The organism is Pseudomonas sp. TYF_14 (assembly GCF_043105275.1).
GTDB classification, from domain to species: domain Bacteria; phylum Pseudomonadota; class Gammaproteobacteria; order Pseudomonadales; family Pseudomonadaceae; genus Aquipseudomonas; species Aquipseudomonas alloputida.
This window is the reverse complement of sequence record NZ_JBICLK010000089.1, coordinates 155,279-180,941: the sequence shown is the minus strand read 5'-3', so window position 1 is coordinate 180,941 and position 25,663 is coordinate 155,279. Positions and strand designations below refer to the sequence as shown.

The window sequence follows — 25,663 nt, the reverse complement described above, 5'->3', positions numbered from 1 at the left end:
GGGTGCAACCCGCCCCCCGCTATCTCAAAGAATACCCAGCTCGCCAAACACGAACGCATACTCCAGAGCCACATCCTTCAACCCCTGGTACCGCCCGCTCATCCCGCCATGCCCAGCCCCCATCTCGGTCTTGAGCAGCAGCAGGTTGCTGTCGGTCTTGAGTGTGCGCAACTTCGCCACCCATTTGGCTGCCTCCCAATACTGCACGCGGCTGTCGTTGTAGCCCGCCACCACCAGCATCGCCGGGTAGGCCTGCGCTTTCAGGTTCTCGTACGGCGCATAAGCCTTGATCCGTTCATACACCTCCGGCTCCTCAGGGTTGCCCCATTCGTCGTACTCGGTCACGGTCAGCGGCAGCTCCGGGTCGAGCATGGTGTTGAGCACGTCGACGAACGGCACTTCGGCAATGGCGCAGCGGAACAGCGCCGGGCGCAGGTTGAGCACCGCGCCGATCAGCAGGCCGCCAGCGCTGCCACCACTGATGGCCAGGCGGTCGGCGGCAGTCACGCCCTGGCTGATCATGTGCTCGGCGCAGGCGATGAAGTCGCTGAACGTGTTGTGCTTGTACTCCTGCTTGCCGGCACGGTACCAGGCTTCCCCCAGTTCACCACCACCTCGCACGTGGGCGATGGCAAAGGCCACGCCGCGCTCCAGCAGGCTCAGGCGCGCATGTGAGAACCAGGGGTCGAGGCTTTCGCCATAGGCACCATAGCCGTACAGGTACAGTGGCACGGTCTTGCCCAGGTCCTGGCGGCGGCGTACCAGGCTGATCGGCACCAGGGTGCCGTCCGCTGCGGTTGCCCACAGGCGCTCACTGACATAGTCATCGGCATCGAATGCACCGAGCACCGGGGTTTGCTTGAGCACCACCTGGGCGCCCGTGGGCAACGTCAGTTGGCGCACCTGGGCCGGGCGGTTGAGCGCTTCGTAGCGCAAGCGTATGCGAGTGCTGGCAAATTCAAGGCTGTCCTGCACGTACAGGCTGTAGGCTGCGTCTGGCAGTTCGACGCGGTAGGCCGGCAAGCCCTGCGGGCGGACTTCGATGATCGGCAGGCCGCCTTCGCGCAGGCTCAGGGTGAGGGCACCGGCGTTCAGGCTGAGGCCTTCGAGCATGACCGCGTCGCGGTGCGCCACCAGCACCTGCCACTGTTCGCGGCTTGGCACTGGCGCGGCTGGCGCGTGGTACAGGGCGAAGTTGATGCCATCCTGGTTGGTGCGGATGAACCAGCGCCACTGGCCGTCGAGTTGGCCATGGTCGGGGAAGTATTCGTGGCCTTCGACGCGCGGCGCCAGGCAGGTGAACGGCGCCTGCGGGGTTTCGGCGTCCAGCACCCAGGCCTCGCTGGTGGTCTTGCTGTTCAGCAGCAGCACCAGCTGGCGCTCGGAGCTGGTGCGGTAGCAGTGCAGGAAGAAACGCCCATCTGGCTCTTCGAACACGGTGTGCGCGGCGTCGGTGCCCAAGGTGTGGCGACGCAGGCGCCATGGGCGGTGGGTGTCGTCCAGCTCTGCGAAGAAGAGCGTCTGGCTGTCGTTGGCCCAGGTCAGGCTACCGTCGCAGTCGTCGAAGGGCAGGGTAGTGACACTGCCACTATCCAGGTCTTTGACGTACAGGGTATAGATTTCGTCGCCGCTGGTGTCGAGGCTATAGGCCAGCAGGCGGTGGTCGGGGCTGATGTTGAACGCGCCCAGGGAGAGGAAACCGCCGTTGGCCAGGGCGTTGGGGTCGAGCAGCAGTTGCTCCTGGCTTTCATCGACGGTGTTCGAGTCGTCGGCCGGACGTGGGCAGCGGTAGTGACGCGGATATTCGTCGCCGGCGGTGGTACGGGTGTAGTACAGGTAGGGGCCCCAGGGCGCCGGCAATGACAGGTCGGTCTCCAGGATGCGGCCCTTGATTTCTTCGAACAGGCGCTCACGCAACGGTGCCTGGTCGGCCAGGCAGGCTTCCTGGTAGGCGTTTTCAGCTTGCAGGTAAGCGAGTACCTCGGGGGTGTCGCGCTGTTGCAGCCAGGCATACGGGTCGGTGGCCTGGTCGGCTTGGGCAATCGGGGGTTGGGGCTTGGTTGGCATTGAAGGTCTCTTGATTGGAGTTGCCTGTGCCGGCCTCTTCGCGGGTAAACCCGCTCCAACAGGGATCGCACCGAGGTAGGAGCGGGTTTACCCGCGAAGAGGCCGGCACAGGCAAACACTGTCTGCGCCCGGAAAAGTGTTTATCATAGGCATCTCTTTGCCTGGCTTGCACGAACACCATGACCGAGAACGACTACACCTTCGCCTGGGGCTTGTACGCAGTAGCCGCCTTAGGGTGCCTGCTGGTGGGCTTCAAGCTCACCGGCTGGATGTGGCGCTGGCTGCGCGAACCGCTACGGGTGGTGCTGGCGGTGCTGCTGCTGACCCCGACCATCGTCGACCCGGTCAAGGACAGCTTCGCCCCTGCAATCGCCATCACTGCGCTGGATGTCGCTTTCAAGGTCGGCAACAACGCCTGGCGCGCTGTGTCCGACTTCGCCATGTACGGCATGATCGCCTTCGGCCTGTACTTCCTCTTCGTGCTGCTGCGCTGGCCGCTGGAAAAGCGCGCGCACGCACGCCGTGAGCAGGCCGAAGCCGCCGCCAGGCGTCAGCAGGCCGAGGATGACCAGCTCGGCACCCATGCGCCGCTGGCTGCCGAGCGCAGCGATCGTTACCGTGACGACTTGCCGCCAGCCGCTACGCGTGGCGCAGGCCGGGTCGAGCCTCGTCTGTAAACGGAGACACGCCTATGTGCGAACTGCTGGGCATGAGTGCCAACGTCCCTACCGACATCGTTTTCAGCTTCACCGGCCTGATGCAGCGGGGCGGGCGAACCGGCCCGCACCGTGACGGCTGGGGGATAGGCTTTTACGAAGGCCGCGGCCTGCGCCTGTTCCAGGACCCGGCCGCGAGCAGCGAGTCGGAAGTGGCCAACCTCGTGCAGCGCTACCCGATCAAAAGTGAAGTGGTGATCGGTCATATCCGTCAGGCCAACGTCGGCAGGGTATGCCTGTCCAACACCCACCCGTTCGTGCGGGAAATGTGGGGCCGCAACTGGTGCTTCGCGCACAACGGCCAGCTGGGTGACTTCAAGGGCCTGGCCAGTTTCTACCGGCCAGTGGGCGACACCGACAGCGAAGCGGCCTTCTGCGACTTGCTCAACCGCATCCGCAGCGCCTTCCCCGAACCGGTGCCGGTGGAACAGCTGCTGCCCGTGCTGGTCGAAGCCTGTGCCGGCTACCGGGATCTGGGGGTGTTCAACTGCATGCTCAGCGACGGCGACTGGCTGTTCTGCTTTTGCTCGACCAAGCTGGTGCACATTACACGCCGTGCGCCATTTGGTGCCGCACGGTTGAAGGATGTCGACCTGATCGTCGATTTTCATACCGAAACCACCCCCAACGACGTGGTCACGGTGATTGCCACCGAGGCCCTGACCGAGAACGAGACCTGGCACCGCTACGCGCCGGGTCAGTGGGCCCTGTGGCGGCACGGCGAGTGCGTGGCGCACGGCCAGAGCTAAGGACGCTGCATGTTCAGAAGTTACCTGCGATTGCTGTTGTTCACCTTCGGCCTGCTGGCCGGTATCCAGGTCCCGGGGCTGGTCAAGGACTATAGCCAGCGGGTCGAGGCGCACCTGTTCGAATCGCGCGAGGCGCTCGATGGGTTCCGGCAAACGGCCGAGCGCTTTTTCAAGGGCGACTTGCAGGCGCTGCTGCAGCACTACCGCAGCAGCGACGACCCGGTGTTCAACAGTGATGCCAACAGCATCGAAAGCCTGATGATCCGCAACGAACTGCTGGAAAACGAATGGCAGGTGCTGCAAGGGTCATGGGCTGAGCGTACCTGGCATGTGCTGGTACAGGCCGACCCGCAGTTGCGTGAAGAAACCCTCAATGGCTACAGCTACCAGATTCTGCTGGTGCCCGAGGCGATTGGCTGGGGTGTGGGGGCCGGTTTTGTGCTGGCCTTTGTGGTCGAAAGCGTGTTGTTGGGGATTGGCTGGCTGATCCTGGGCGGGCGGCGCAGGGTGGTGAAAGAGAGCTGGCGCTAAGTTCTGCTGTACCTGTACCGGCCCTTTCGCGGGCTTGCCCGCTCCCACAGGATCATCACAGGCCTGGCGGGCCAGGTTGTGCCTGTGGGAGCGGGCAAGCCCGCGAAAGGGCCGGTACAGGCAGAGACTGTTGGTCAGACCAGCACGATCCGCTGCCCCCCCACATCCCGCGCATACCGCTCCAACACCTGCCTGCAAACCCCAACCACCTCATCGACCAACGCCACCCCGGTCTGCCACGCCACCACCAGCTCAAGGCTCGGCGGCGGCTGCAACCCTTCCAGCAGCACCAGCTCGCCCCGGCCCAACTCGGCATCCACCAGCGCCGGCGGTAGCGCGCCAATGCCAAAACCATCGCGCAACAGCCGGGTAATCGCCGCCACCGAATTCACACAATTCAACCGCGGCGCCTCTGCCCCCGCAGCCTGCAGCAAGCTCAGCACCTCCTGGTGCGGCCGTGAATTCTTCGAGAAGGTGATGATGCGCTCGCGCCCAAGTTCGGCCAGCGACGCATAGTCCCGGTGCTGGTGGGCGCCTGCGGCCACCACCCAGCCCATTGGGTAGCGCGCCAGGTCGAGGCTGCGGATCGATTGCTCGCGCAGCAAGTCGGTCTGCAAAATCACGTCAAGAAAGCCCTTCTGCAGCTGCTCGCGCAAGTTCAGCGCGGTGTCGGCCACCAGTTCGATTTCCACCTGCGGGTAGCGCTCGGTCAGCTCCGCCACCAGCGCGCTCATCCAGGTGTGGATCACCGTGTCCATTACCCCGATGCGAATGCGTCCGACCTTGGCCCGGTCGCTGTCCAGCGACTGCTTCATGGCCTTGGCGGTTTCCAGCATGCGTTCGGCGTATTCCAGCACCTTGCCGCCCTCCGGGGTCAGGCTGACGCCGCGGGAGTCGCGCAGCAACAGCTTCACGCCCAGGTCAGCCTCCAGTGCGGCAATACGGCTGGATACCGAAGCCTGGGTGGTGAACAGCTTTTCTGCCGTCAGGCGGAAGCTCTTGAGCCGGGCGACCCAGACGAAGGTTTCGAGGAAGCGAAGGTTCATGATCAGTTTTTCTTGTTCCAGACCGGCGGTTTTTTTCGTTGGACGCAGGCGAGGCGGCCTCTGAACAATGACGCCCAGGCCGCGACGCTTCATGTCGCCCATAAAACAATACCAACAAGCCGAGGCATCCATGAACCCCACCGGCGTGCAACAGCAGGTCAGTTCCCTCCGTTCGTCCGGGCCTTTCGCCTGGTACCGCGACATCGACAAACAGCAACGACGTACCTTCTGGAGCTGCAAGATTGGCTATGGCCTGGACGGCATGGACACACAGATGCTCAGTTTCGTCATTCCTACGCTGATCATGCTGTGGGGTATCACCACCACCGAAGCCGGGTTGATCCACACCAGCACGCTGATCGCCTCGGCTGTAGGAGGCTGGGTGGCCGGTATCCTCTCCGACCGCATCGGCCGGGTGCGTACCCTGCAACTGACGGTGTTGTGGTTCGCCTTCTTCACCTTCCTGTGCGGCTTCGCTCAGAACTACGAGCAATTGCTGATTGCCCGAACCCTGATGGGCTTTGGCTTCGGTGGCGAGTGGACCGCCGGCGCGGTGTTGATAGGCGAAGTGATCCGCGCCCAGGACCGCGGCAAGGCGGTGGGCATGGTGCAGTCCGGCTGGGCAATTGGCTGGGGCCTCACGGCCATCCTTTATGCGCTGCTGTTCTCCTGGCTGCCGGCAGAGCAGGCCTGGCGTGCGTTGTTCCTGCTGGGGCTGGTACCGGCAATCTTCGTGATCTTCGTTCGCCGCCTGGTCAAGGACCCTGAGGTCTATCGTAAGGCCAAGGCAGTGGAAAACACCGAGGCACCCTCGCGCTTCTACGAAATCTTCGCGCCGGGCATGCTCTGGACCACCGTGCGGGCATCCCTGCTGACCACCGGCGCACTCGGCGGTTACTACGCCATCACCTCGTGGTTGCCAACCTTCCTGAAGAACGAACGCGGCCTGAGTGTGCTGGGCACGGGGGGCTATCTGGCCATGGTGATCGTCGGCTCGTACATGGGTTATGTGGTCAGTGCTTATCTGTCCGACCTGCTGGGGCGCAAGAAGAACTTCATCCTGTTCGCCGTGGGCTCCTTCGTCATTGTGCTGTTATACACGCAGATGCCGGTCAGCGATGGCGTGATGCTGTGGCTGGGCCTCCCGTTGGGCTTCTTCGCCTCGGGTATCTTCAGCGGCATGGGGGCGTTTCTGACCGAACTGTTCCCCACGCGCATTCGGGGTTCGGGGCAGGGCTTCTGTTACAACATCGGCAAGGTCATTGCCGCGCTGTTTCCGTTGATGATCGGCATGCTCGGCCAGAATGTTCCGCTGGGCCTGGGTATCGGCGTGTTTTCTGCGGTGTCCTACGGCATTGTGATCGTGGCGGCCTTGAGCTTGCCTGAAACCCGCGGCAAACAGCTGCAAGCGCGGTAAGGTAGGCCTATGCACAACGACAAGGGAGACCGCGTGGTGGAACGCCTGCTACTCAATTGCGACATGGGTGAGAGTTTCGGCAGCTGGCGCATGGGCCTGGACGCCGAGGTCATGCCTTACATCGATTGCGCCAATATCGCCTGCGGCTACCACGCTGGCGACCCCGGTATCATGCGTCGCACGGTGACGTTGGCGCTGGAGCACGGGGTGACGATCGGCGCTCATCCGGCCTACCCGGACCTGGTCGGCTTCGGCCGCCGTTCCATGGCCTGCAGCCCGGAAGAAATCCGTGACCTGCTGCATTACCAGATCGGTGCGTTGGAGGGTATCTGCAAGGTGCTGGGTGGTCGTGTGGCCTATGTGAAGCCCCATGGCGCACTGTACAACGACATGATGGCCGACCCGCTCAAGCTGCGTACCGTACTGGAGGCCGTAGCGGCCTATGACGGCAACCTGCCGTTGATGCTGATGGCCACCGCCGACAACCGTGCCGCCCAGGCACTGGGCGATGATATCGGCGTGCCGCTGTGGTTCGAGGCGTTCGCAGACCGCGCATATACCGCCAGCGGCCATCTGCGGTCGCGGCGCCTGCCGGGCGCGGTGCATCACGACCCGGCACGGGTGGTGGAGCAGGCGGTGCGTCTGGCCCGAGGCGAAACGCTGTTGGCTGACGATGGCAGTGCCTTGCAGCTTGCCGCCCGCACCCTCTGCGTGCATGGCGACAACGACAGTTCGGTGGCAGCGGTGCGGCAGATTCGCCAGGCTCTCGATGGGCTGGAGGCGTGATGAGGCCGCGAATCGAAGTGGTCGCCATCGACAGCCTGATGGTCCGCCTGTTCGACCGTATCGATGAGGCCAACATGCCATGGATGCTTGCCGCCAACCGGCGCTTGAGCGCTGCGTTCGGTGAGCACCTGCTGGACCTGGTGCCGTCCTATACCACGCTGATGGTGCAGTCTGCCCTGCCGCCAGCCGAGGCCAGGGCGCGAATCGCTCAGGCGCTGGACGGCTTGCAGCCTGACACAGGCAGTGGCGGCCGCCGACACGAGATCCCGGTGTGGTACGACGCCAGTGTCGGCCCCGAGCTGCCTGTGCTGGCAGCCCGCAGCGGCTTGAGTGAAGCGGAGATTGTTCGCTTGCACGGCGAACGTGATTACCCGGTGTTTGCCCTGGGCTTCGCACCGGGTTTCGGCTTCATGGGCCTGGTCGACGAGCGCCTGGCCAGCCCTCGTCTGAGTACCCCACGCAAGCGCGTGGCGGCGGGCAGCGTGGGTATTGCCGAGCGCCAGACGGCGGCCTACCCGGCAGTATCGCCGGGTGGCTGGAACCTGATCGGGCGCACCCCGGTGCGGTTGTTCGACCGTGAGCGTGAGGGTTACAGCCTTTTGCAACCCGGTGACCGGGTGCGCTTCGTGCCGGTTTCGCGCAGCGAATTCCTGGCCATGGGTGGTGATGTGGAGGCGCAGGGATGAAGCAGTTGATGATCGAGGCCAGTACGCCGTTGTGCCAGTTACAGGATGCCGGGCGCTTCGGCGTGCGCCACCTTGGCGTGACCCAGGGCGGGGCGCTGGACTGGGTGGCGATGCACTGGGCCAACTGGCTGCTGGGCAACCCGTTGGGGGCGCCGGTGGTCGAGGTGGCACTGGGTGGTTTTTGCGTGGTGGCTGAACAGGATTGCGTGCTGGCCCTGGCCGGTGCCGACCTGGATGCGTGTGTCGATGATCAGCCCCTGGCGCCATGGCGCAGCTTTGCCCTGGCCAAGGGGCAGCGCTTGACCCTGAAGCAGCCCAAAGTGGGTGTGCGGGCGTATCTGGCGGCACCGGGTGGGTTTCTGGGCGAGGAGGTGCTGGGCAGTTGTGCCACCGTGGTACGTGAAGCACTGGGTGGCATCGATGGCCAGGGGGCTGCGCTGGCTAAACACCAGGCATTGGCTTTTACCGGTAGCAGTGCACCCCTGCGCGAAGTGCCGCACGCGTTGTGCCCACAGTTCGTCCCAAAGCCGGTGCTCGACCTGGTGATGGGCGCGCAGATCGGTGAATTCAGCGGTACCAGCCTGTTCGAGGCATTCAACCGGGAGTGGACGCTGGACAGTCGGGCCGACCGCATGGGCATCCGGTTGTTGGGGCCGCAGTTGGTGTACCAAGGGGCGCCGATGATCTCCGAAGGGATCCCGCTGGGTGCGGTACAGGTGCCGCCGGACGGGCAGCCGATCGTGTTGCTCAATGACCGGCAGACCATTGGTGGGTACCCGCGGCTGGGCGCGCTGACGCCGCTGGCGCTGGCGCAACTGGCGCAGTGCATGCCGGGGGCTGTGGTACGGTTCAGGGCGGTGGTGCAGGACGAGGCCTGGCGTGAGCAGCAGCTTTACCTGGGGCGTTGGTCGTAAGGCTGCTGGCCCTTTCGCGGGCTTGCCCGCTCCCACAGGGATAGCACTGCATTTGAAGGTTGTGAATGTGGGGCTGTGGGAGCGGGCGAGCCCGCGAAAGGGCCGGTGCAGGCAACCTCACTTGGACAGGTAGCGCATCCCGTCCTCCAACCCTTGCAGGGTCAGCGGATACATCTTGTCCTTGATCAGGTCGCGCACCAGATGGGTCGACGCGGTGTAATCCCAGGCCTGCTTGGGGTACGGGTTGATCCAGATGACCTTCCTGAATTTTTCCATGAAACGCTGGATCCACACATACCCGGCTTCTTCGTTCCAGTGCTCCACGCTGCCACCGGGCTGGGTGATCTCGTAGGGCGCCATGGCCGCGTCACCGACGAACACCACCTTGTAGTCATCGCCGTACTTGTGCAGCAGGTCGAAGGTGGAAAAACGTTCGGACGTGCGGCGCAGGTTGTTCTTCCACACCGACTCATAAACGCAATTGTGGAAGTAGTAATACTCCAGGTGCTTGAACTCGGTCTTGCAGGCCGAGAACAGCTCTTCGCAGACTTTGACGTGGGCGTCCATCGAACCGCCAATGTCGAACAGCAACAGCAGCTTCACGGTGTTGCGCCGCTCGGGGCGCATCTGGATGTTCAACAACCCGGCATCACGCGCGGTGTGGTCGATGGTGCCATCGATGTCGAGCTCTTCGGCGGCGCCTTCGCGGGCGAACTTGCGTAGCCGGCGCAGGGCCAGCTTGATGTTGCGGGTGCCAAGCTCGACCTGGTCGTCGAGGTTCTTGTACTCGCGTTGGTCCCAGACTTTTACTGCCTTGCCCTGACGCTTGCCGGCTTCACCGACGCGGATGCCCTCGGGGTTGAAACCACCCGAGCCGAATGGGCTGGTGCCGCCGGTGCCAATCCACTTGTTGCCGCCAGCGTGGCGTTCCTTTTGCTCTTCGAGGCGCTGCTTGAATGCCTCGATAAGCTTGTCCAGGCCGCCCAGCGACTGGATCTGTGCGCGTTCTTCATCGGTCAGCGAGCGCTCGAATTCCTTGCGCAGCCAGTCTTCGGGGATTAGCGCCTCGATATGCCGGTCGAGGTTTTCCAGGCCCTTGAAGTAGGCTGCGAAGGCACGGTCGAACTTGTCGAAGTGGCGTTCGTCCTTCACCAGGATGGCGCGGGCGAGGTAGTAGAACGCGTCCATGTCGGCGAACACCACGCGCTTTTGCAAGGCCTGGTGCAGGTCGAGCAGTTCACGCACCGAAACCGGCACCTTGGCCGCACGCATCTCATTGAACAGATTGAGCAGCATGGCCCTGCTCCTGTCAGCGGTTGCCGCGCCGGCTCATGAAGGCCAGGCGCTCGAGCAGTTGTACATCCTGCTCGTTTTTTACCAGCGCACCGGCCAGCGGCGGGATGGCCTTGGTCGGGTCGCGTTCGCGCAGCACCGCTTCACCGATGTTGTCGGCCATCAGCAGCTTGAGCCAGTCGACCAGCTCGGAGGTGGACGGCTTTTTCTTCAGGCCCGGCACCTTGCGCACGTCGAAGAACACATCCAGCGCCTCGCTGACCAGCGACTGGCTGATGTTCGGGTAGTGCACGTCGACAATCTGCTGCAGGGTAGTGCGGTCGGGGAAGGCGATGTAGTGGAAGAAGCAGCGGCGCAGGAAAGCGTCCGGCAGCTCTTTTTCGTTGTTCGAGGTAATGATGATGATCGGACGCTGTTTGGCCTTGATGGTCTCGTCGATTTCGTAGACGTAGAACTCCATCTTGTCGAGCTCTTGCAACAGGTCATTGGGGAATTCGATATCGGCCTTGTCGATTTCGTCGATCAGCAGGATGACCCGCTCGTCGGCCTCGAAGGCCTCCCAGAGCTTGCCCTTTTTCAGGTAGTTGCGCACATCGTGCACCTTGTCCACGCCCAGCTGCGAGTCGCGCAGGCGGCTGACCGCGTCGTACTCATAGAGCCCCTGGTGGGCCTTGGTGGTGGATTTGATGTGCCAGGTGATCAGGCGCGCCCCGAACGAGGCCGCCAACTGCTCGGCAAGCATGGTTTTGCCGGTGCCCGGTTCGCCCTTGACCAACAGCGGGCGTTCGAGGGTAATGGCCGCGTTTACCGCCAGTTTCAGGTCGTCTGTGGCGACGTAGTCGCGGGTGCCTTCGAACTTCATGGGGGGTTGTCCTCTGTTTAGGGCTGTGCGGGCCTTTTCGCGGTACAGGGTTGAAGGTGCGGGTTTACCCGCGAAGCGGCCCGAACAGGCAGCACATAATCCGGATTTGTTTCCGACTATAACGCGGGGCCAGGCGGCTGCAAACGCAGACCGGGTATTCAGTCCCTGAATGCCCCGTCACGCTGTCTCAGTCAGACTTCGGCGCTGGTTGCTCATAGCGCGCATTGAATGCCTGGACAAACCCGTTGCGCAGGATCTGCAAGAACGCTTCGAAGGCACTGATATCCTGTTGGCGCACACTGCCGCTGAGTTCCACCCGGGTGGCGAACTGGTTTTTCGGCTGGTTCTTCAGCACCGTCTCCGTCGCACCCACCAGGGCCTCCCACACCGAGCGGAAGAAACCCTTGTCCTTTTCCTCGACGTCCTGTTGCCAGTCGAACACGTCGACATCACGCAGCAGCGGTTTTATATAGCCGTTCAGCCGGCCGTTTTCTGCCTGGGCCTCGATGACCACGTCACCGTGCCCGGCATTGAAGTCGAATTTGCCGTAAGCGCTGGCAAAGTCATTCAGTTTGCGCAGCTCGATGCCGGTGGCGCGAAGCCTGAATTCGAAATCGTCGAAATCACTGAAAGGGTCGAAGGTGGCACGGCTTTCTACATTCGCATCCCCTGCGATGAGCGCCGTGCCTTCGAAACTTGCGTCGCGACGGCCTTTCTGGTCGCGCACGTTGGTCAGGTTGCGGATGCTGGCGTTCAACCGGGTGGCCTTGAGGTCGACCGGTGGCTTGGAATTGAAGTTGCGGAACGTCAGCACGCCATTGTCGATACGCACTTCGTTGAGGGTGATGGGCAGGAGTTTTTCCAGCTGCTGGCGCCAGTCGGTACCTTGGCCGGTCTGCGACGCCTGTTTGCTACCACCGTCGACAAAATTCAGCTCGGGATGCACGAAGGTCACCTCCGCCACCACTGCCTTGTCGTACCACAACGAATGCCAGCTCACCGAGAGGTCGATCAGTGGGGCGTCGAGAAACGGTACGGGCACCTTGCCGGTGGTCTTGATGATTTTCAGCCCGTTTATCTGATAGGCACCGCGCCACCAGGCCAGGTCCACATCGGCTACCTGGCCGCGGTAGTCTCCCATGTCGGCCAGCTTGTCGTTGAGGTAGTCGCGCACCAGGTAGGGCAGGGCCAGGTGCAGCGCCACCAGCAGCACGATCAGGCTGGCCAGGCCGACCAGCGGCCAGCGATAGCGGGCTTTCATGAGGCTGTCTCCAAGGCGGGATGTGCGGTTGACCGCAACGTGCCGGGCTGAGTTCGAACAGGCTTTACGGGCCACCGCCGCAGGCTTACCCTTGAGGCATTTCCCTGCTTTTTCATGCCAAGGACCCCTGCCATGAGCCGTATCTTTGCAGACAACGCCCACTCCATCGGTAACACGCCGCTGGTGCAGATCAATCGCATCGCCCCGCGCGGCGTGACCATCCTGGCCAAGATCGAAGGGCGCAACCCCGGGTACTCGGTCAAATGCCGCATTGGCGCGAACATGGTCTGGGACGCCGAAAGCAGCGGCAAGCTCAAACCGGGCATGACCATTGTCGAGCCCACCTCGGGCAACACCGGTATCGGCCTGGCCTTCGTCGCCGCCGCCCGCGGCTACAAGCTGATGCTGACCATGCCCGCTTCGATGAGCCTGGAGCGCCGCAAGGTGCTGAAGGCACTGGGCGCCGAGCTGGTATTGACCGATCCGGCCAAGGGCATGAAGGGCGCGATCGAGAAGGCCAACGAAATCGTCGCCTCCGACCCGGAGCAGTACTTCCTGCCGGGCCAGTTCGAAAACCCGGCCAACCCGGCCATTCACGAGAAAACCACCGGCCCTGAGATCTGGAACGACACGGACGGCGCCATCGACGTGCTGGTGGCGGGTGTGGGCACTGGCGGCACCATCACCGGCGTGTCGCGTTACATCAAACATACCCAGGGCAAGGCCATCCTGTCGGTGGCAGTGGAGCCCGTGGCATCGCCGCTGATCAGCCAGACCCTGGCCGGCGAAGAACTCAAGCCCAGCCCGCACAAAATCCAGGGCATCGGCGCCGGCTTCGTGCCGAAAAACCTCGACCTGTCGATCGTCGACCAAGTGGTGACGGTGACCGACGAAGAGTCCAAGGCCATGGCGATTCGCCTGATGCAGGAAGAGGGCATCCTTTGTGGTATTTCCTGCGGTGCGGCAATGGCGGCAGCGGTGCGCCTGGCCGAAAAACCGGAAATGCAGGGTAAGACCATCGTCGTAATCCTACCCGATTCGGGCGAGCGATACTTGTCGAGCATGCTGTTCAGCGACATGTTCAGCGAGCAGGAAAACCAGCAGTAATCAGCCTTCCCGCTGATCCGGCGCAACAATCGGCGGCCTGGTTTATTGCAAAATCTTCATGAATGCGATCCCGCCCGGGTTGTTTTTACCGCGGCGGGATCGGTTTATGATGGCAGGATGATTTTCTGGAGAGCAGGCAGCGCAGCCCTGGCTCTTCCCCAAGGAGTGAAAGCATGACCTTTTCCTTTGCAGCCAAGGCGGGTGTCTTGCTGGTGTTTTTCGGCAGCGTGCTGTTCGTGCACCTGCGCGGCAAGGCCCGCCTGCCGGTGTTGCGCCAGTTCGTCAACCATTCGGCGCTGTTCGCCCCCTATAACGCGTTGATGTACCTGTTTTCCGGCGTGCCGTCCAAGCCCTACCTGGATCGCCAGCGCTTCCCGGAGCTGGACGTGTTGAAGGACAACTGGCAGGAAATTCGTGAAGAGGCCATGCGCCTGTTCGACGAAGGCTATATCCGTGCCGCTGAGAAAGATAACGACGCCGGCTTCGGTTCGTTCTTCAAGAAAGGCTGGAAGCGCTTTTACCTGAAGTGGTACGACAAACCGCTGCCTTCGGCGCAAACCCTGTGCCCGCGCACTGTCGAGCTGGTCAGCAGCATCCCCAATGTCAAGGGCGCAATGTTTGCCCTGCTGCCCGGCGGCAGCCACCTGAACCCGCACCGCGACCCGTTCGCAGGCTCGCTGCGTTATCACCTGGGGCTGTCCACGCCAAACTCCGACGCATGCCGCATCTACGTGGACGGTGAGCAGTACGCCTGGCGTGATGGCGAAGACGTGATGTTCGACGAAACCTACGTGCACTGGGTCAAGAACGAAACCGACGTTACCCGCGTGATCCTGTTCTGCGACATCGAGCGCCCGCTGAGTAGCCCGCTGATGACGCGCATCAACCGTAAGGTCAGTGCCTTCCTCGGCCGCGCCACCGCGCCGCAGAACACCGACGACGAGCGCGTGGGCGGGATCAACCAGGCGTACGCCTGGAGCAAGCGCTTCAGCAACAGGATCAGCAGCCATGTGAAGCAGTTCAAACGCGCCAACCCCAAGGCTTACCGCGTGCTGCGGCCGGTACTGGCGGTGGTGGTGGCGTATCTGTTGTATCGCTGGTTGTTCTGAGTTTTTCTGCGTTAACCGGCCCCTTTGCGGGGCAAGCCCGCTGCCACCGGTGCGCCTCATCCTTCAAGGACGAGGGTGCGTTTCTGGCAGCGGGCTTGTGCCGCGAAGAATCACTCGCTATATTCCAGAACATTCACTTCTTCAAAGACCGCGTTCATGCCAGCCATCCCTTCCACCACACGCTTTGCCATCGCGCCAGTCGCGGGCCTGGTCGTGCGTGGTAGCCAGCAGCCGGTCATGATCTGTCACTCCCCACCACCTGTCAGTGGCGTCGTAGGCGGCGTAGCTCCGCCTCATTGCGTGGTTGTGCTGGGCTGATCGGCTTCGTGCCGCAACCCTTCGCACGCGCAACGTACTGAACACGGTCGGCTACTGCTCACGTTGAAGCGCACGCCGTCCGTTTGGCTTATCTGCCTACTATCAGGTGGCAATTCATGTCTGTCTTTACCAAAACGTCCGTGGCCTCGGCGGCCACTACCTGCCTGTTCGTCCTGCTGTGGAGCAGCGGGGCGATCGTCTCCAAGCTCGGCCTGGCGCATGCCAGCCCGTTCGCCTTTCTGCTGTTGCGCTCGGCGCTGGCCCTGGCTGGCCTGTTGCTGATCGGCCCGTTGCTAGGGCTGCGCTGGCCGCGTAATCGCGGGAGCATTCTGCGCGCCCTGGGTACCGGTTGTGTGCTGCTCGGTGCCTATCAGATCTTCTATCTGTTGGCGCTTGATACCCATGTCACCCCCGGCGTCATGGCCACGGTGATGGGGGTACAACCGATCCTCACCGTGGTGCTGATGGAACGCCAGCGCTCCTGGAGCCGTTTGTTCGGCCTGGGTTTGGGGTTGGGCGGCTTGATCATGGTGGTCTACCAGGGCATCAACCTGGGCGGGGTATCGCTGGCGGGCATGCTGTTCGCCCTGCTGGCGCTGGTCAGCATGACCTTTGGCTCGATCCTGCAGAAGCGCATTACCGACAACCCCATGGGCACACTGCCGCTGCAGTACCTGGCCGGCTTTGCCATGTGCGCGCTGTTCGCACCTCTGCAGCCGCTTCATGTCGAGTGGACCGGCAGCTTCGTCGGTGCGCTGCTGTGGATGGGCCTGGTGGTCTCGCTGCTGGCAACCTTGCTGCTGTACCGGCTGATCGCCAAGGGCAACCTGGTCAATGTCACCAGCCTGTTCTACCTGGTGCCGGCAGTGACTGCGGTGATGGACTTGCTGATCTTCGGTAACCGCCTGGCACCGCTCAGCCTGCTGGGCATGGGGCTGATCGTGGTAGGGCTGCTGTTCGTGTTTCGCAAGCCCGCCGCGCGCCTGGCCGAAGCGTAGGCCCTAGCGGAACTCTTCGGGGATGGCGTGGCGCAACACGCCTTCCTCGAAGTCCAGCAGGCCGGCTTCGCGCTGGGTGAGCAGGTAGTAGAGCAGGGTATCGAGCGAGCGTTGCGGCGGGACCTCGACCGCCAACATCTTCACTGCTTGTTCGGTTTCACAGGCGCAGCCGAAATCCAGCAATGCTGCGCGTACCTGGTCGAGGGTTTCCGGTGGTTTGACGACCACCCGGAACACCGAGCTGCCGCTGCTGTGGCGCAGTTCTGCGAACCAGGTTTCGCCTGCTTCCTCGCGGGTGTCGATCACGTCGCCCGGGGCGATGCCATAGACATGGAAGGGTATGTTGTCGATGGCATAACCGCCTTCCACGGCCTTGGCCCACAGGCCCTCGACCGAGGCCGGTGGGTAGCCGTTCTCGTCCTGTTCCAGGCGGAACAGGACCTTTTTGTACGCGCTGTTCATGCAGTACCCCGCTTCAGCTGCGCGCCGGGCGCAGCACCAGCCACAAGGCCAGGCCAATCAGCAGGCCGCCGTATAGATGCGCCATCGACAACGGCTCATTCAGCAGCCATGCCCCCCACAATACGCCGAATACCGGGATCAGGAACGTTACGGTGCTGGCTTTTACCGGGCCGATTTCTTCGAGCAGGCGGAAGTACAGGATGTAGGCAAAGGCGGTGCACAGCAAACCCAGCCCCAGCAACGACAACCACACCTCCCAGCCCCCCCAGCTGGCGGGCGGTTGGGTGAGTGCGCTCCAGCCGAACAGCGGGGTCAGCATCAGCGTTGCGCCGAGCATGCTGCCCAGTGCGGAAAGACGGCTGTCCAGGCCGCTGATCCAGCGGCGGGCGAGGAACCCGGCAAAGCCGTAGCAGGTGGTGGCCGCCAGGCAGGCGAGGGCGCCTTGCAGCAGGGCCATGTCCAGTGCCACCGGGCCGGCGCCGCTAAGGATGCCGACGCCGAACAGGCCAAGGAAGATGCCGCAGAGTTTGGCCAAGGTCATTGGCTCGCGGAAGAACAGTACGCCGACCAGCACGCCCATCAACGGGGTGGTGGCGTTGAAGATCGCCGAATAGCCGGCCGGCAGCACCTGGGCCGCCACCGAGTAGAAGGTGGCGGGGATGCCGGAGTTGATCATGCCCAGCACCAGGCACGCGCCGAGCTTGCCCTGGAAGTTCCAGCGCACACGGGCGGCGGCCAGTATCACGATCAGGCCCAGACAGGCGATGGAGACCCGGAAGAACGCGGTCGGCACCGTGCCCAGTTCGGGGGCGATGATGCGCATGAACAGGAAACTCGCTCCCCAGACGGCGGCAAGGGTCAGCAGGCGGGCTAGGGCGATGGGGCTCACAACGGTCTCCGGAGGTAAGGCAGGGGCGCGAGTGTACGCCAGGGGGCGGGGGGATTCTTGTGCTTTCTTGCTGTGTAATTCCTCTTGGGCTGCGGGGCTCTGGGCAAGGCAACTGCAACTACAGCTCGGGCCTTCAATGGCAGTAACCCATGAAGCCAAGGGCGGCTAAGCTCTGTACTCAATCCCAGCTCCGAGGCCCCACGCATGTCCCAGCCCTGGCCCGCTGTCGAAATCGCCCGGATGATCCTCGCCGGCTTCGACGACTACCGCGATCATTTCCAGCGCATCACCCTGGGTGCTCGCCAGCGCTTCGAGCAGGCGCGCTGGCAGGATATTCAGCAGGCCGCCGCCGCCCGCATCAATCTCTACGAAGAGAAAGTTGCCGAAGTCAACGGTTGGCTGCGCCAGGCCTTTGCCGCAGAGGTGCTGCTGGACGTTGAACAGTGGCCGCTGGTGAAAAACGCCTATATCCACTTGATCGACCCACGCCTGGACGACGAGCTGGCAGAGACCTGGTACAACTCGCTGTTTTGCAGCCTATTCAGCCATGACCTGATCAGCGACGGCTGCATGTTCATCCACACGACCCGGCCTTCCATGCGCGGCCGCGAGCGCGCGGCGCAAACCCGTACCTATCGGCTTGACGGCAGTCTCAGGAACTTGCTGCGCGCGGTGTTCGCCGATTACCCGTTCGACATGCCGTATGGCGACCTGGAAGGCGACCTGGCGCGGCTGGAAGAACAACTGCGCGAATGCCTGCCCGACTGGGTGTGCAAGGACCCGGCGCTGGCCGTGGAGCTGTTTGTACCCGTGCTTTACCGCAACAAGGGGGCCTATCTGGTCGGCCGCCTGTACAACAGCGATGAGCAGTGGCCGTTGGTGATTCCCTTGCTGCACCGCGAGGGCCACGGCATCGAGGCCGATGCGCTGATTACCGACGAGGCCGAGGTGTCGATCATCTTTTCGTTCACCCGCTCTTACTTCATGGCCGATGTCCCGGTGCCCGCCGAGTTCGTCAATTTCCTCAAGCGCATCCTGCCGGGCAAGCACATTGCCGAGCTGTATACCTCGATCGGTTTCTACAAGCAGGGCAAGTCGGAGTTCTACCGCGCACTGATCAACCACCTGGCCAGCAGTGATGACCGCTTTGTCATGGCGCCAGGGGTGCGGGGCATGGTCATGAGCGTATTCACCTTGCCCGGCTTCAATACGGTGTTCAAGATCATCAAGGACCGCTTCTCGCCATCGAAAACCGTGGACCGCGCCACGGTGATCGACAAGTACCGCCTGGTGAAGAGCGTCGACCGGGTGGGGCGTATGGCCGACACCCAGGAGTTTGCCGATTTTCGCTTTCCGCGCAGCAAGTTCGAGCCGGATTGCCTGGCCGAGTTGCTGGAGGTGGCACCGTCGACGGTGGCGCTGGAGGGCGACACGGTGCTGATCCGCCACTGTTGGACCGAGCGGCGCATGACGCCGTTGAACCTGTACCTGGAGCAGGCCACCGAGGGCCAGGTGCTGGAGGCACTGGAGGACTACGGCCTGGCCATCAAGCAGTTGGCGGCGGCGAACATCTTCCCCGGCGACATGCTGCTGAAGAACTTCGGCGTGACCCGCCATGGCCGGGTCGTGTTCTACGACTATGACGAAATCAGCTTCCTGACCGAGGTGAATTTCCGCCACATCCCGCCCCCGCGTTACCCGGAGGACGAAATGTCGGGCGAGCCGTGGTACTCGATCGGCCCGCATGATGTGTTTCCCGAAGAGTTTCCGCCGTTTCTGTTTGCCGATATGGGCCAGCGGCGGTTGTTCAGCCGCTTGCATGGGGAACTGTATGACGCGGATTACTGGAAGGGGCTGCAGGCGGCGATACGTGAGGGGAAAGTGATCGATGTGTTTCCGTATCGGCGCAAGGCCCGGTGAATCAGCTCGAACAGGCCTGTCACGCCTTCAAACACTTCATCTCGCTCAAATGGGTACGCACCTTGCTCAGCCGTTCCTGCAGGAACCGCCGCTGTTGCGGGGTGCTTTGCCGCACCAGGTCCACCAGCAGGCTGCGTGCCTGCTGCTCGCTATTCCGATACGCCGCCCGGTACTCGGGTGTCCACAAACTCTCCTTGCGCTGCAACAAGGTCGCCAGGCGCGGTTCGAAGCTGGAGTCGTTGCGCTGGTTCATTGCCAACAGCAGTTGCTGCTGCCAGTGGGCACGGTTGGCGATCCATTCACGGTTCTGGTCACCCAGCGCTTGAGACCAGGCCTGGATGCGTTGCTTCTGTACCGCCGTCAACTCGCCAAACCATGGCGTCAGGCGTTTTTCCATGCGCTCGCTACGGCGGGCCATCTGCTTGGGCAATGGCGTATCCACATACTGCTTTTGCCGCTCACTGATGTCATCGCGGAAGGCTTCACGCATCTGCGCTACCTGGTCGTCGCTCATGCCGCGCAGCAGTTCGGTGGCCGAAGGGGTGATTTCCTCGGCCACTCGACCAATTGCCTCACGGACCTCGCGGGTGCTTTGCTGCAGGGCCTGGTCGGTGACCTGGTCGTCGGCGACCATGTCACGTAGCCGGTCGAGCCAGTCGAGGTAGCCGGGCAGTTGAGTCTTGCAATGCCAGGCCAGGTGCTCGCGCAACCGATCATCCAGCAGCGCCCTTTGCTCGCGGTTCATGTCCAGGTAGTCGCTCAGCGACCACGGCACCAGGCGGTCGAGGTTGCGATAGGCCAGGTCGATGCGGCTGCAGGCGGCCAAGGCCAGGGCGAAGCCGATGGCGATAAGCAGGGCTTTGGGCAGGCGTAGCGGCATGTGCTGTTCCTTCCTCAGGCTGGCCAGAAGGTAGATGCAAGTGCGGCCTGGCGGTTCCACTGCATGAGTGGTCGGGCCATGTGGTGGCTTCAGGTGTAGAATAGCCGCCTTGTCTTGAGGATCATCGGAAATGGCTCTGCTTGGGCGTTACAACAGTTTGCAAATCGTGAAACACGTGGACTTCGGTCTGTACCTGGACGGCGGCGCCGATGGCGAAATCCTGTTGCCCGGGCGCTACATCCCGAAAAACGCCGAGACCGAGGTCGATGACTGGTTGAACGTGTTCATCTACCTGGACAGCGAAGACCAGCTGATCGCCACCACCGAGAAGCCCAAGGTGCAGGTTGGCGAGTTCGCCAGCCTGAAGGTCAAGGACATCAACGGTGCCGGTATCTTCCTGGACTGGGGCCTGTCCAAGGACTTGCTGATGCCGTACTCGGAAGAGGCACGGCCACTGAAGATCGGCGATTACTGCGTGGTGCACGTGTACCTCGACAAGCGCACCCGCCGGATCACTGCCACGTCGCGCCTGGACCGCTACCTCGATGTCACCCCGGCCGACTACAAGGTTGGCCAGCCGGTCGAGCTGCTGGTGGCCGGCGAAACGCCGATGGGTTTCAAGGCCATCATCAACAACCGCCACTGGGGCCTGATCCACAAGAACGAGGTGTTCAAGTTCTTGCGCTCGGGCATGCACGAGAAGGGCTTCATCAAGGAAGTGCGCCAGGACGGCAAGATTTCACTGAGCCTGCAGCCGGTAGGCGCCGCCCTGGCGGACACCCTGCAAGAGCAGATCATGGCGCGCCTGGAAGCCGAAGGCGGGGTGTTGGGGGTGTGCGACAAGAGTGACCCTGCGTTGATCAGCAAGCTGTTCAACGTCAGCAAGGGCAACTTCAAGAAGGCCATTGGCGGGTTGTTCAAGCAGGGCCTGATCGTCATCCATGACGATCGCATCGAGAAAGCCTGACGGCCTTACGCCTGTACGAAGTTGCGGAAGTCCAGCTGCTCGCCACCCGGACGGGTGTCGCGCAGCAGCGAGTCACGGTCGGCGCTGAGGGCCAGGCTGATGGTGGAGCGGCGCTTGCCAGGCTTGCGCACTTCCATTTGCTCAAGGTGAGCCTTGAGGAAATTGGTGGGCACCTTCAGGTGCTGCAGCTCATCGCTTTCCGGCGTGTGCAGCAGCAGGTTGACCCAGTCGGCCTGGCCCTTGCCCAGCAGTGCCACCGGCACTTCGAACCACCACAGGTTGCGTTTGTTGTCCAGGATGGCGAACAGGGTGTTGCTGCTGGTCAGCACCGGCCGGGCCAGTGCTTCGTTGCGCCGGGCGATGGCGGCGGGTTTGTCGAGTTTCATGCAGGTTCCTGCGCGTTGACGCTATGAAGGCCTGCATTGTGAGGGGTGGCACGGGGCGGGGCAAGGTTTGTGACTTGCGGTGCCCGTGCCGGCCTCCTCGCGGGCTTGGGCGGTATTCGCCTGGCGTTTTACCGTTCGGCTTCTGGCCGGAAAATCCGTTGAAACTCCTGGCCCAGGCGTTGGGTCAACCTACTGTCGACACGGTTCACGTGTCTCCATTTGCAGGAGTTTTGCCATGAGCGGTACTAAAGACAAAGCGAAAGGCTTGGCCAACGAAGCGATCGGCAACGTGAAACAGGGTGTTGGCAAGGTGACCGACAACGACAAGCTGCGGGCTGAAGGCAAGGCGCAGGAGCTTAAAGGCGAGGCGCAGCAGGTAAAGGGCAATGTGAAGGATGCGGTGAAGAAGCCTTGACTTGAGGTGAGGCGGCCTGTGCCGGTCTCTGGCGGGTAAACCCGCGTAGAGGCCGGCACTATTCGTAAGCAAATTCTTCAATCACGGCCGGGAGCAGCACAGCTCGGGCATGGTCTATTAGACTTGCCTGTGTAACGATCAAGCGGCGAAAGGAGACGCTATGATTTTCCCCGACCTGCGCGGCTTGCCCCTGCACCGCGTGCTGGTTCGCACCGTCAAGGAATTCCTCGACGACGAGATGTCCACCTATGCCTCAGCGCTGGCCTACCAGGCGCTGTTCTCGCTATTCCCCTTCCTGTTGTTCCTGATTGCCCTGATCGGTTTCCTACATTTGCCGGACTTTTTCTCCTGGCTGCGTCTGCAATCGGAACTGGTGTTGCCGCCCCAGGCGCTGGAGCAGGTGAACCCGGTGATCGACCAGCTGCAACAATCCAAGGGTGGGCTGCTGTCGGTGGGTATCGTGATCGCCCTGTGGACCGCCTCCGCCGGCGTGCGCTTGATGATGAGCGCCATGAACGCCGCTTACGATGTGCCCGAAGGGCGCCCGGTGTGGAAGCGTATCCCGCTTTCCATTTTCTACACCGTGGGCCTGGCTGGCATGCTGCTGGCGGCCGCAGCGCTGATGGTGCTGGGCCCGCAGGTGATGGAATGGATAGCCGCCCAGATCGGCATGCAGGAGTTCATCGTCACACTGTGGACCATCCTGCGCTGGCCGGTGATCATCATTCTGCTAATGGTGGCAGTGGCCCTGATCTATTACGTGATGCCTGATGTGAAACAGCAGTTTCGCTTCATCACCCCGGGCTCGGTGCTGGCGGTTGTGGTGTGGATCGTGGCCTCCCTGGGCTTTGCCTACTACGTGAAGACCTTTGCCGACTACAACGCCATGTACGGCAGCATTGGTGCAATCATCGTGCTGTTGCTGTATTTCTATATTTCGGCTGCCGTGCTGCTGCTCGGCGCCGAAATGAATGCGGTGATCGAGCACATGTCAGCCGAAGGCAAGAACCCGGGCGAGAAAGACTTCGACGGGGAAAAGCCCAAGGAAACCTTGACTGTACTGGGTCACGAGCACCCAAACCCGAGCAAGCCTCATAGCGTCGAGCCGAACCCCTGATGATCCGTGACATTCTCAAGATGGGCGACGAACGCCTGCTGCGCATCGCTCCGCCAGTGCCCGAGCACATGCTTGGCAGTGCCGAACTGCAGCAACTGATCGACGACATGTTCGAAACCATGCGTCACGTCGGCGGTGTGGGCCTGGCAGCCCCGCAGGTCGGCATCGACCTGCAGTTGGTGATCTTCGGCTTCGAGCGCAGCGAGCGATACCCCGATGCCGAGGCGGTGCCGCAGACCATTCTGCTGAATCCGGTCATCACCCCGACCTCCAGCGAGGTCGAGGACGGCTGGGAGGGGTGTCTGTCGGTGCCTGGCTTGCGCGGCGTGGTGCCGCGCTTCAAGCATATCTGCTACCAAGGGATCGACCCCCAGGGCAGCCCGATCAACCGCTTTGCCGATGGCTTCCATGCACGAGTGGTGCAACACGAGTGCGACCACTTGATCGGCCGGCTATACCCCTCGCGCATCCAGGACTTTGCCAAGTTCGGCTACACCGAGGTGCTGTTCCCTGGGCTCGAGGTCAGCGAGGACTGACCTCGCTGCAGGGCTACCAGGCGTTTGTTGCGCTGATAGCGTAGCAGGCGGCTGGCCAGGGCTTCTGGCAGTTGTTGGGCCAGGTCGAAACCCAGGCGCTGGTAGAAGGGCATCAGGTCGGGGTGACAGAACAGCCAGACGGGCCCGTCAACCTGCGCCAGCGCGGTCTCGACCAATCGCGCAGCCACCCCTTGGTTGCGCCGCTGCGGGGCGACGAACAAGCCCGTCAGCCAGAATCCCTCACCCACCGCACTCAGGCTCAGCCCGGCGATGATGCCAGGGGCCCGTGCTACCCACAGTTCGGCGTCGCTTGCAGCGCGCATGCGTGAGCTGTGCTGGCGGTAGAAGTGGTCCAGCAAACGGCGTTCTGTGTCCGAAAGCGTCGAACAGGACAATTGTTCAGAAATGGTGAGCCCTACCCTGAAACGAGGCCAGAGGCTCTGGCCTGATGATTTGCGGCCACTTTGTCGCAGATTGTTGCAAAACCGGCAAGGGTGAATATCCGACTACGGGGTTCAACTATTGCTGGCCGGGAGTAGAATTTTGTTCATCCCCCCTGGCAGTACGAAGCGGGATCGGTACTTCGTGCCATCTAGACCCTAGATGACAACTTCTCCGCGCCGGATACGGCAATAGAAGTCAATCGATCAGCTTGAACGCTCAAAAGGCAAAACCACATGAAACCATTACTGATTCTTGCATTGGTCGGTATGTCCTCGTTCGCCCTCGCCGATGAGGCCAAACCCGTCTCCAGCGAGCCTGTGGCTCAGCAGTACGACTACTCGATGAACCTGGACATCAAGCGGGTGATCAACCTGTCGACCATCCCCAATGTCTGCGAAGTGGTACCTGCGACCATGACCTATGAAGACCATCAGGGCCAGGTGCACACCATTCAGTACCGGGCCATGGGGGAAGGTTGCCAGCAGGGGTGATAGCTAGGTAGTGCGATGAAAGTTGCTGCGGGCTTCCATGTGATCGCCGCAGCATTTTCACCGTCCGTGGGATCGAGCGCCGCCCGCGCGGCGCATCGCGAGCAAGCTCGCTCCTACATTTGTTTCTGGCCAGTATTGCCTGTGCCTACGCGCGTGACCGCCTTGTTTGCTCCACCCGATATCGAGGAGGACGCCAAAGGGCCGCGCGCTTCTGCCTCAGGAATAACTGGCCCGAAACAAATGTAGGAGCGAGCTTGCTCGCGATGCGCCGCGCGGGCGGCGCTCGATCTCCCAGGCGCCCAATCACCGAGAACATTCACCAGGCAGTCCCTGATGCACGCTCTCAGCTGCCCCCGACAAAATATTCTCCTCCACTGTCGATTCCCCCTCCCTCAGTTCGACCATAAGTGAAGGCACGCACGCAGTGTGCCAAAACACCCTGTCCTGTCGGAGGACCCCCGATGAGCACCGCAGCCGAATCCGAAATCCGCCAATTGATCGAGCGCTGGATGCAAGCCGTGCGCGATCGCGACATCCCGGGCATCATCGCCCCCTACGCCGACGATATCGTCGCCTTCGATGCCATCCAGGCTCTGCAATTCAAAGGCAAGTCGGCCTACACGGCGCACTGGGAAATGTGCATGGGCATGTGCACCGGCCCCATGGTGTTCGAACTTGCCCAACTCACCGTGCACGCCGCTGGCGATCTGGCCCTGGCCCATTGGCTGAACCGCTGCGGCCCGGGCGACGACGAAAGCCAGTGCGGCTTCATGCGCGCCACGGTGGGCTATCGTCGTCAAGGCGGCCAGTGGCAGGTAATCCACGAACACTGGTCGGCGCCTTTCGACATGGAAACGCAAAAAGCGCTGTTTGATCTCAAGCCCTGAGCCGTTATCGCCAAACGCACTTTGCCAATACCCTGGAGGCGACCATGAAATACCTGTGCCTGGTCTATTGTGACGAGGGGCTGTTGCACAGCCTGCCCGACAGCCCGGCAGACGCCGAATGCATGGCCTACGCCGAAGCCATTCACGGTTCCGGGCGCATGCTGGCGGCCGAGGCGCTGAAGCCGGTGCAGACGGCCACCACGGTACGCATGCGCAACGGACACATGAGCCTGACAGACGGCCCGTTCGCCGAAACCAAGGAGCAACTGGCGGGCTTTTACCTGGTGGAGGCCCGCGACCTCAACGAAGCGCTGAATATCGCCAAGGGCATCCCTGCCGCGCGGGTCGGTAGTGTCGAGGTGCGACCAGTGCGCGAGCTGCAACCCTGACAGCCAAGGAGAACCATCAG

General features: G+C 62.5%; 29 protein-coding genes. 19 read left to right on the top strand and 10 right to left on the bottom strand.

From position 1 onward, the window contains the following. Positions 1–24 precede the first annotated feature (24 nt). Complete coding sequence (locus ACF8O8_RS26380) at positions 25–2,067, bottom strand: S9 family peptidase (RefSeq protein ID WP_392510770.1); 2,043 nt, start codon at positions 2,065–2,067, stop codon at positions 25–27. Between the two features lie 179 nt (positions 2,068–2,246). On the opposite strand from ACF8O8_RS26380, the gene ACF8O8_RS26375 reads away from it, so the two are divergent. From ACF8O8_RS26375 to ACF8O8_RS26365, 3 genes are read left to right on the top strand one after another with little or no spacing between them, the layout of a single operon-like run. Continuing rightward, positions 2,247–2,744: an MFS transporter gene (locus ACF8O8_RS26375; RefSeq protein WP_392510769.1), complete on the top strand. Its 498-nt coding sequence runs from the start codon at positions 2,247–2,249 to the stop codon at positions 2,742–2,744. A 14-nt stretch (positions 2,745–2,758) separates the two neighbouring features. Then, complete coding sequence (locus tag ACF8O8_RS26370; protein WP_010955250.1) at positions 2,759–3,532, top strand: class II glutamine amidotransferase; 774 nt, start codon at positions 2,759–2,761, stop codon at positions 3,530–3,532. A gap of 9 nt (positions 3,533–3,541) precedes the next feature. Further along, complete coding sequence (locus ACF8O8_RS26365; protein WP_012051506.1) at positions 3,542–4,063, top strand: DUF2937 family protein; 522 nt, start codon at positions 3,542–3,544, stop codon at positions 4,061–4,063. 134 nt (positions 4,064–4,197) lie between these two features. Here the strand turns inward: ACF8O8_RS26365 and ACF8O8_RS26360 are convergent, their stop codons facing one another. Continuing rightward, positions 4,198–5,109, bottom strand: a complete 912-nt coding sequence (locus ACF8O8_RS26360; RefSeq protein ID WP_003254668.1) for a LysR family transcriptional regulator — start codon at positions 5,107–5,109, stop codon at positions 4,198–4,200. 130 nt (positions 5,110–5,239) lie between these two features. Between ACF8O8_RS26360 and ACF8O8_RS26355 the strand changes: the two genes are divergently transcribed. From ACF8O8_RS26355 to ACF8O8_RS26340, 4 genes are read left to right on the top strand one after another with little or no spacing between them, the layout of a single operon-like run. Next, positions 5,240–6,526, top strand: a complete 1,287-nt coding sequence (locus ACF8O8_RS26355) for an MFS transporter (protein ID WP_161774978.1) — start codon at positions 5,240–5,242, stop codon at positions 6,524–6,526. Between the two features lie 9 nt (positions 6,527–6,535). Beyond that, positions 6,536–7,312, top strand: a complete 777-nt coding sequence (locus ACF8O8_RS26350; RefSeq protein ID WP_392510768.1) for a 5-oxoprolinase subunit PxpA — start codon at positions 6,536–6,538, stop codon at positions 7,310–7,312. Then, positions 7,312–7,998, top strand: coding sequence for a 5-oxoprolinase subunit PxpB (pxpB, locus tag ACF8O8_RS26345; protein WP_392510767.1), 687 nt, complete (start codon positions 7,312–7,314; stop codon positions 7,996–7,998). The genes ACF8O8_RS26350 and pxpB overlap by 1 nt, the downstream gene beginning before the upstream one ends. Continuing rightward, positions 7,995–8,912 carry a biotin-dependent carboxyltransferase family protein gene (locus tag ACF8O8_RS26340; RefSeq protein ID WP_392510766.1) on the top strand — a complete coding sequence of 306 codons (918 nt, stop codon included), beginning with the start codon at positions 7,995–7,997 and terminating at the stop codon, positions 8,910–8,912. The genes pxpB and ACF8O8_RS26340 overlap by 4 nt, the downstream gene beginning before the upstream one ends. 117 nt (positions 8,913–9,029) lie before the next feature. Here ACF8O8_RS26340 and ACF8O8_RS26335 read toward each other — a convergent pair whose 3' ends face one another. The 3 genes from ACF8O8_RS26335 to ACF8O8_RS26325 form a co-directional block, all read right to left on the bottom strand. Further along, a complete protein-coding gene (locus tag ACF8O8_RS26335; RefSeq protein WP_392510765.1) occupies positions 9,030–10,208 on the bottom strand; it encodes a VWA domain-containing protein in 1,179 nt (392 codons plus the stop codon). A gap of 13 nt (positions 10,209–10,221) precedes the next feature. Next, complete coding sequence (locus ACF8O8_RS26330) at positions 10,222–11,067, bottom strand: MoxR family ATPase (protein WP_003254658.1); 846 nt, start codon at positions 11,065–11,067, stop codon at positions 10,222–10,224. 187 nt (positions 11,068–11,254) lie between these two features. Beyond that, complete coding sequence (locus tag ACF8O8_RS26325; protein WP_392510764.1) at positions 11,255–12,328, bottom strand: DUF748 domain-containing protein; 1,074 nt, start codon at positions 12,326–12,328, stop codon at positions 11,255–11,257. A gap of 132 nt (positions 12,329–12,460) precedes the next feature. On the opposite strand from ACF8O8_RS26325, the gene cysK reads away from it, so the two are divergent. The 4 genes from cysK (at position 12,461) to ACF8O8_RS26305 (ending at position 15,860) form a co-directional block, all read left to right on the top strand. After that, entirely contained in the window at positions 12,461–13,435 is a 975-nt protein-coding gene (gene cysK, locus ACF8O8_RS26320; RefSeq protein WP_003254654.1) for a cysteine synthase A, read from the top strand. Between the two features lie 173 nt (positions 13,436–13,608). Beyond that, the gene (locus ACF8O8_RS26315) at positions 13,609–14,544 is read left to right on the top strand and encodes an aspartyl/asparaginyl beta-hydroxylase domain-containing protein (protein WP_003254653.1); all 936 of its coding nucleotides are present in this window, start codon (positions 13,609–13,611) and stop codon (positions 14,542–14,544) included. Positions 14,545–14,700: 156 nt separating this feature from the next. Continuing rightward, on the top strand, positions 14,701–14,862 hold the full coding sequence (locus ACF8O8_RS26310) for a hypothetical protein (protein ID WP_180688679.1): 162 nt from the start codon (positions 14,701–14,703) through the stop codon (positions 14,860–14,862). Positions 14,863–14,978: 116 nt separating this feature from the next. Continuing rightward, positions 14,979–15,860: a DMT family transporter gene (locus ACF8O8_RS26305; RefSeq protein WP_350298181.1), complete on the top strand. Its 882-nt coding sequence runs from the start codon at positions 14,979–14,981 to the stop codon at positions 15,858–15,860. Between the two features lie 3 nt (positions 15,861–15,863). Here the strand turns inward: ACF8O8_RS26305 and ACF8O8_RS26300 are convergent, their stop codons facing one another. Together ACF8O8_RS26300 and ACF8O8_RS26295 are read right to left on the bottom strand one after the other, a co-directional pair. Further along, on the bottom strand, positions 15,864–16,322 hold the full coding sequence (locus tag ACF8O8_RS26300) for a DUF4265 domain-containing protein (protein WP_019436818.1): 459 nt from the start codon (positions 16,320–16,322) through the stop codon (positions 15,864–15,866). A gap of 13 nt (positions 16,323–16,335) precedes the next feature. Further along, complete coding sequence (locus ACF8O8_RS26295) at positions 16,336–17,211, bottom strand: DMT family transporter (RefSeq protein WP_010955237.1); 876 nt, start codon at positions 17,209–17,211, stop codon at positions 16,336–16,338. A 204-nt stretch (positions 17,212–17,415) separates the two neighbouring features. Between ACF8O8_RS26295 and aceK the strand changes: the two genes are divergently transcribed. Beyond that, positions 17,416–19,131 (top strand): bifunctional isocitrate dehydrogenase kinase/phosphatase, encoded by a 1,716-nt coding sequence (gene aceK / locus ACF8O8_RS26290; protein WP_010955236.1) that lies wholly within the window; start codon positions 17,416–17,418, stop codon positions 19,129–19,131. A 19-nt stretch (positions 19,132–19,150) separates the two neighbouring features. Here the strand turns inward: aceK and ACF8O8_RS26285 are convergent, their stop codons facing one another. Next, complete coding sequence (locus ACF8O8_RS26285) at positions 19,151–20,011, bottom strand: DUF6279 family lipoprotein (RefSeq protein WP_392510761.1); 861 nt, start codon at positions 20,009–20,011, stop codon at positions 19,151–19,153. 130 nt (positions 20,012–20,141) lie between these two features. On the opposite strand from ACF8O8_RS26285, the gene ACF8O8_RS26280 reads away from it, so the two are divergent. Beyond that, entirely contained in the window at positions 20,142–20,978 is an 837-nt protein-coding gene (locus tag ACF8O8_RS26280; protein WP_010955234.1) for a S1 RNA-binding domain-containing protein, read from the top strand. Between the two features lie 5 nt (positions 20,979–20,983). Here ACF8O8_RS26280 and ACF8O8_RS26275 read toward each other — a convergent pair whose 3' ends face one another. Next, complete coding sequence (locus ACF8O8_RS26275) at positions 20,984–21,364, bottom strand: hypothetical protein (protein WP_003254641.1); 381 nt, start codon at positions 21,362–21,364, stop codon at positions 20,984–20,986. Between the two features lie 235 nt (positions 21,365–21,599). On the opposite strand from ACF8O8_RS26275, the gene ACF8O8_RS26270 reads away from it, so the two are divergent. The 3 genes from ACF8O8_RS26270 (at position 21,600) to def (ending at position 23,432) form a co-directional block, all read left to right on the top strand. Then, a complete protein-coding gene (locus ACF8O8_RS26270; protein WP_012051514.1) occupies positions 21,600–21,779 on the top strand; it encodes a CsbD family protein in 180 nt (59 codons plus the stop codon). 160 nt (positions 21,780–21,939) lie between these two features. Next, entirely contained in the window at positions 21,940–22,896 is a 957-nt protein-coding gene (locus tag ACF8O8_RS26265; protein WP_003254637.1) for a YihY/virulence factor BrkB family protein, read from the top strand. Continuing rightward, positions 22,896–23,432 carry a peptide deformylase gene (gene def / locus ACF8O8_RS26260; protein WP_010955231.1) on the top strand — a complete coding sequence of 179 codons (537 nt, stop codon included), beginning with the start codon at positions 22,896–22,898 and terminating at the stop codon, positions 23,430–23,432. Before ACF8O8_RS26265 ends, def begins: the two co-directional genes overlap by 1 nt. Here the strand turns inward: def and ACF8O8_RS26255 are convergent. Further along, positions 23,387–23,791: a GNAT family N-acetyltransferase gene (locus ACF8O8_RS26255; RefSeq protein WP_392510759.1), complete on the bottom strand. Its 405-nt coding sequence runs from the start codon at positions 23,789–23,791 to the stop codon at positions 23,387–23,389. The two genes, def and ACF8O8_RS26255, sit on opposite strands and share 46 nt — an antisense overlap. Positions 23,792–24,109: 318 nt before the next feature. Between ACF8O8_RS26255 and ACF8O8_RS26250 the strand changes: the two genes are divergently transcribed. From ACF8O8_RS26250 to ACF8O8_RS26240, 3 genes are all read left to right on the top strand, one after another. Next, positions 24,110–24,367 (top strand): DUF2790 domain-containing protein, encoded by a 258-nt coding sequence (locus ACF8O8_RS26250; protein ID WP_003254632.1) that lies wholly within the window; start codon positions 24,110–24,112, stop codon positions 24,365–24,367. A gap of 461 nt (positions 24,368–24,828) precedes the next feature. Beyond that, entirely contained in the window at positions 24,829–25,254 is a 426-nt protein-coding gene (locus ACF8O8_RS26245; protein ID WP_010955229.1) for a nuclear transport factor 2 family protein, read from the top strand. Between the two features lie 44 nt (positions 25,255–25,298). Further along, the gene (locus tag ACF8O8_RS26240) at positions 25,299–25,643 is read left to right on the top strand and encodes a YciI family protein (RefSeq protein WP_010955228.1); all 345 of its coding nucleotides are present in this window, start codon (positions 25,299–25,301) and stop codon (positions 25,641–25,643) included. The last annotated feature ends 20 nt before the right edge of the window (positions 25,644–25,663 follow it).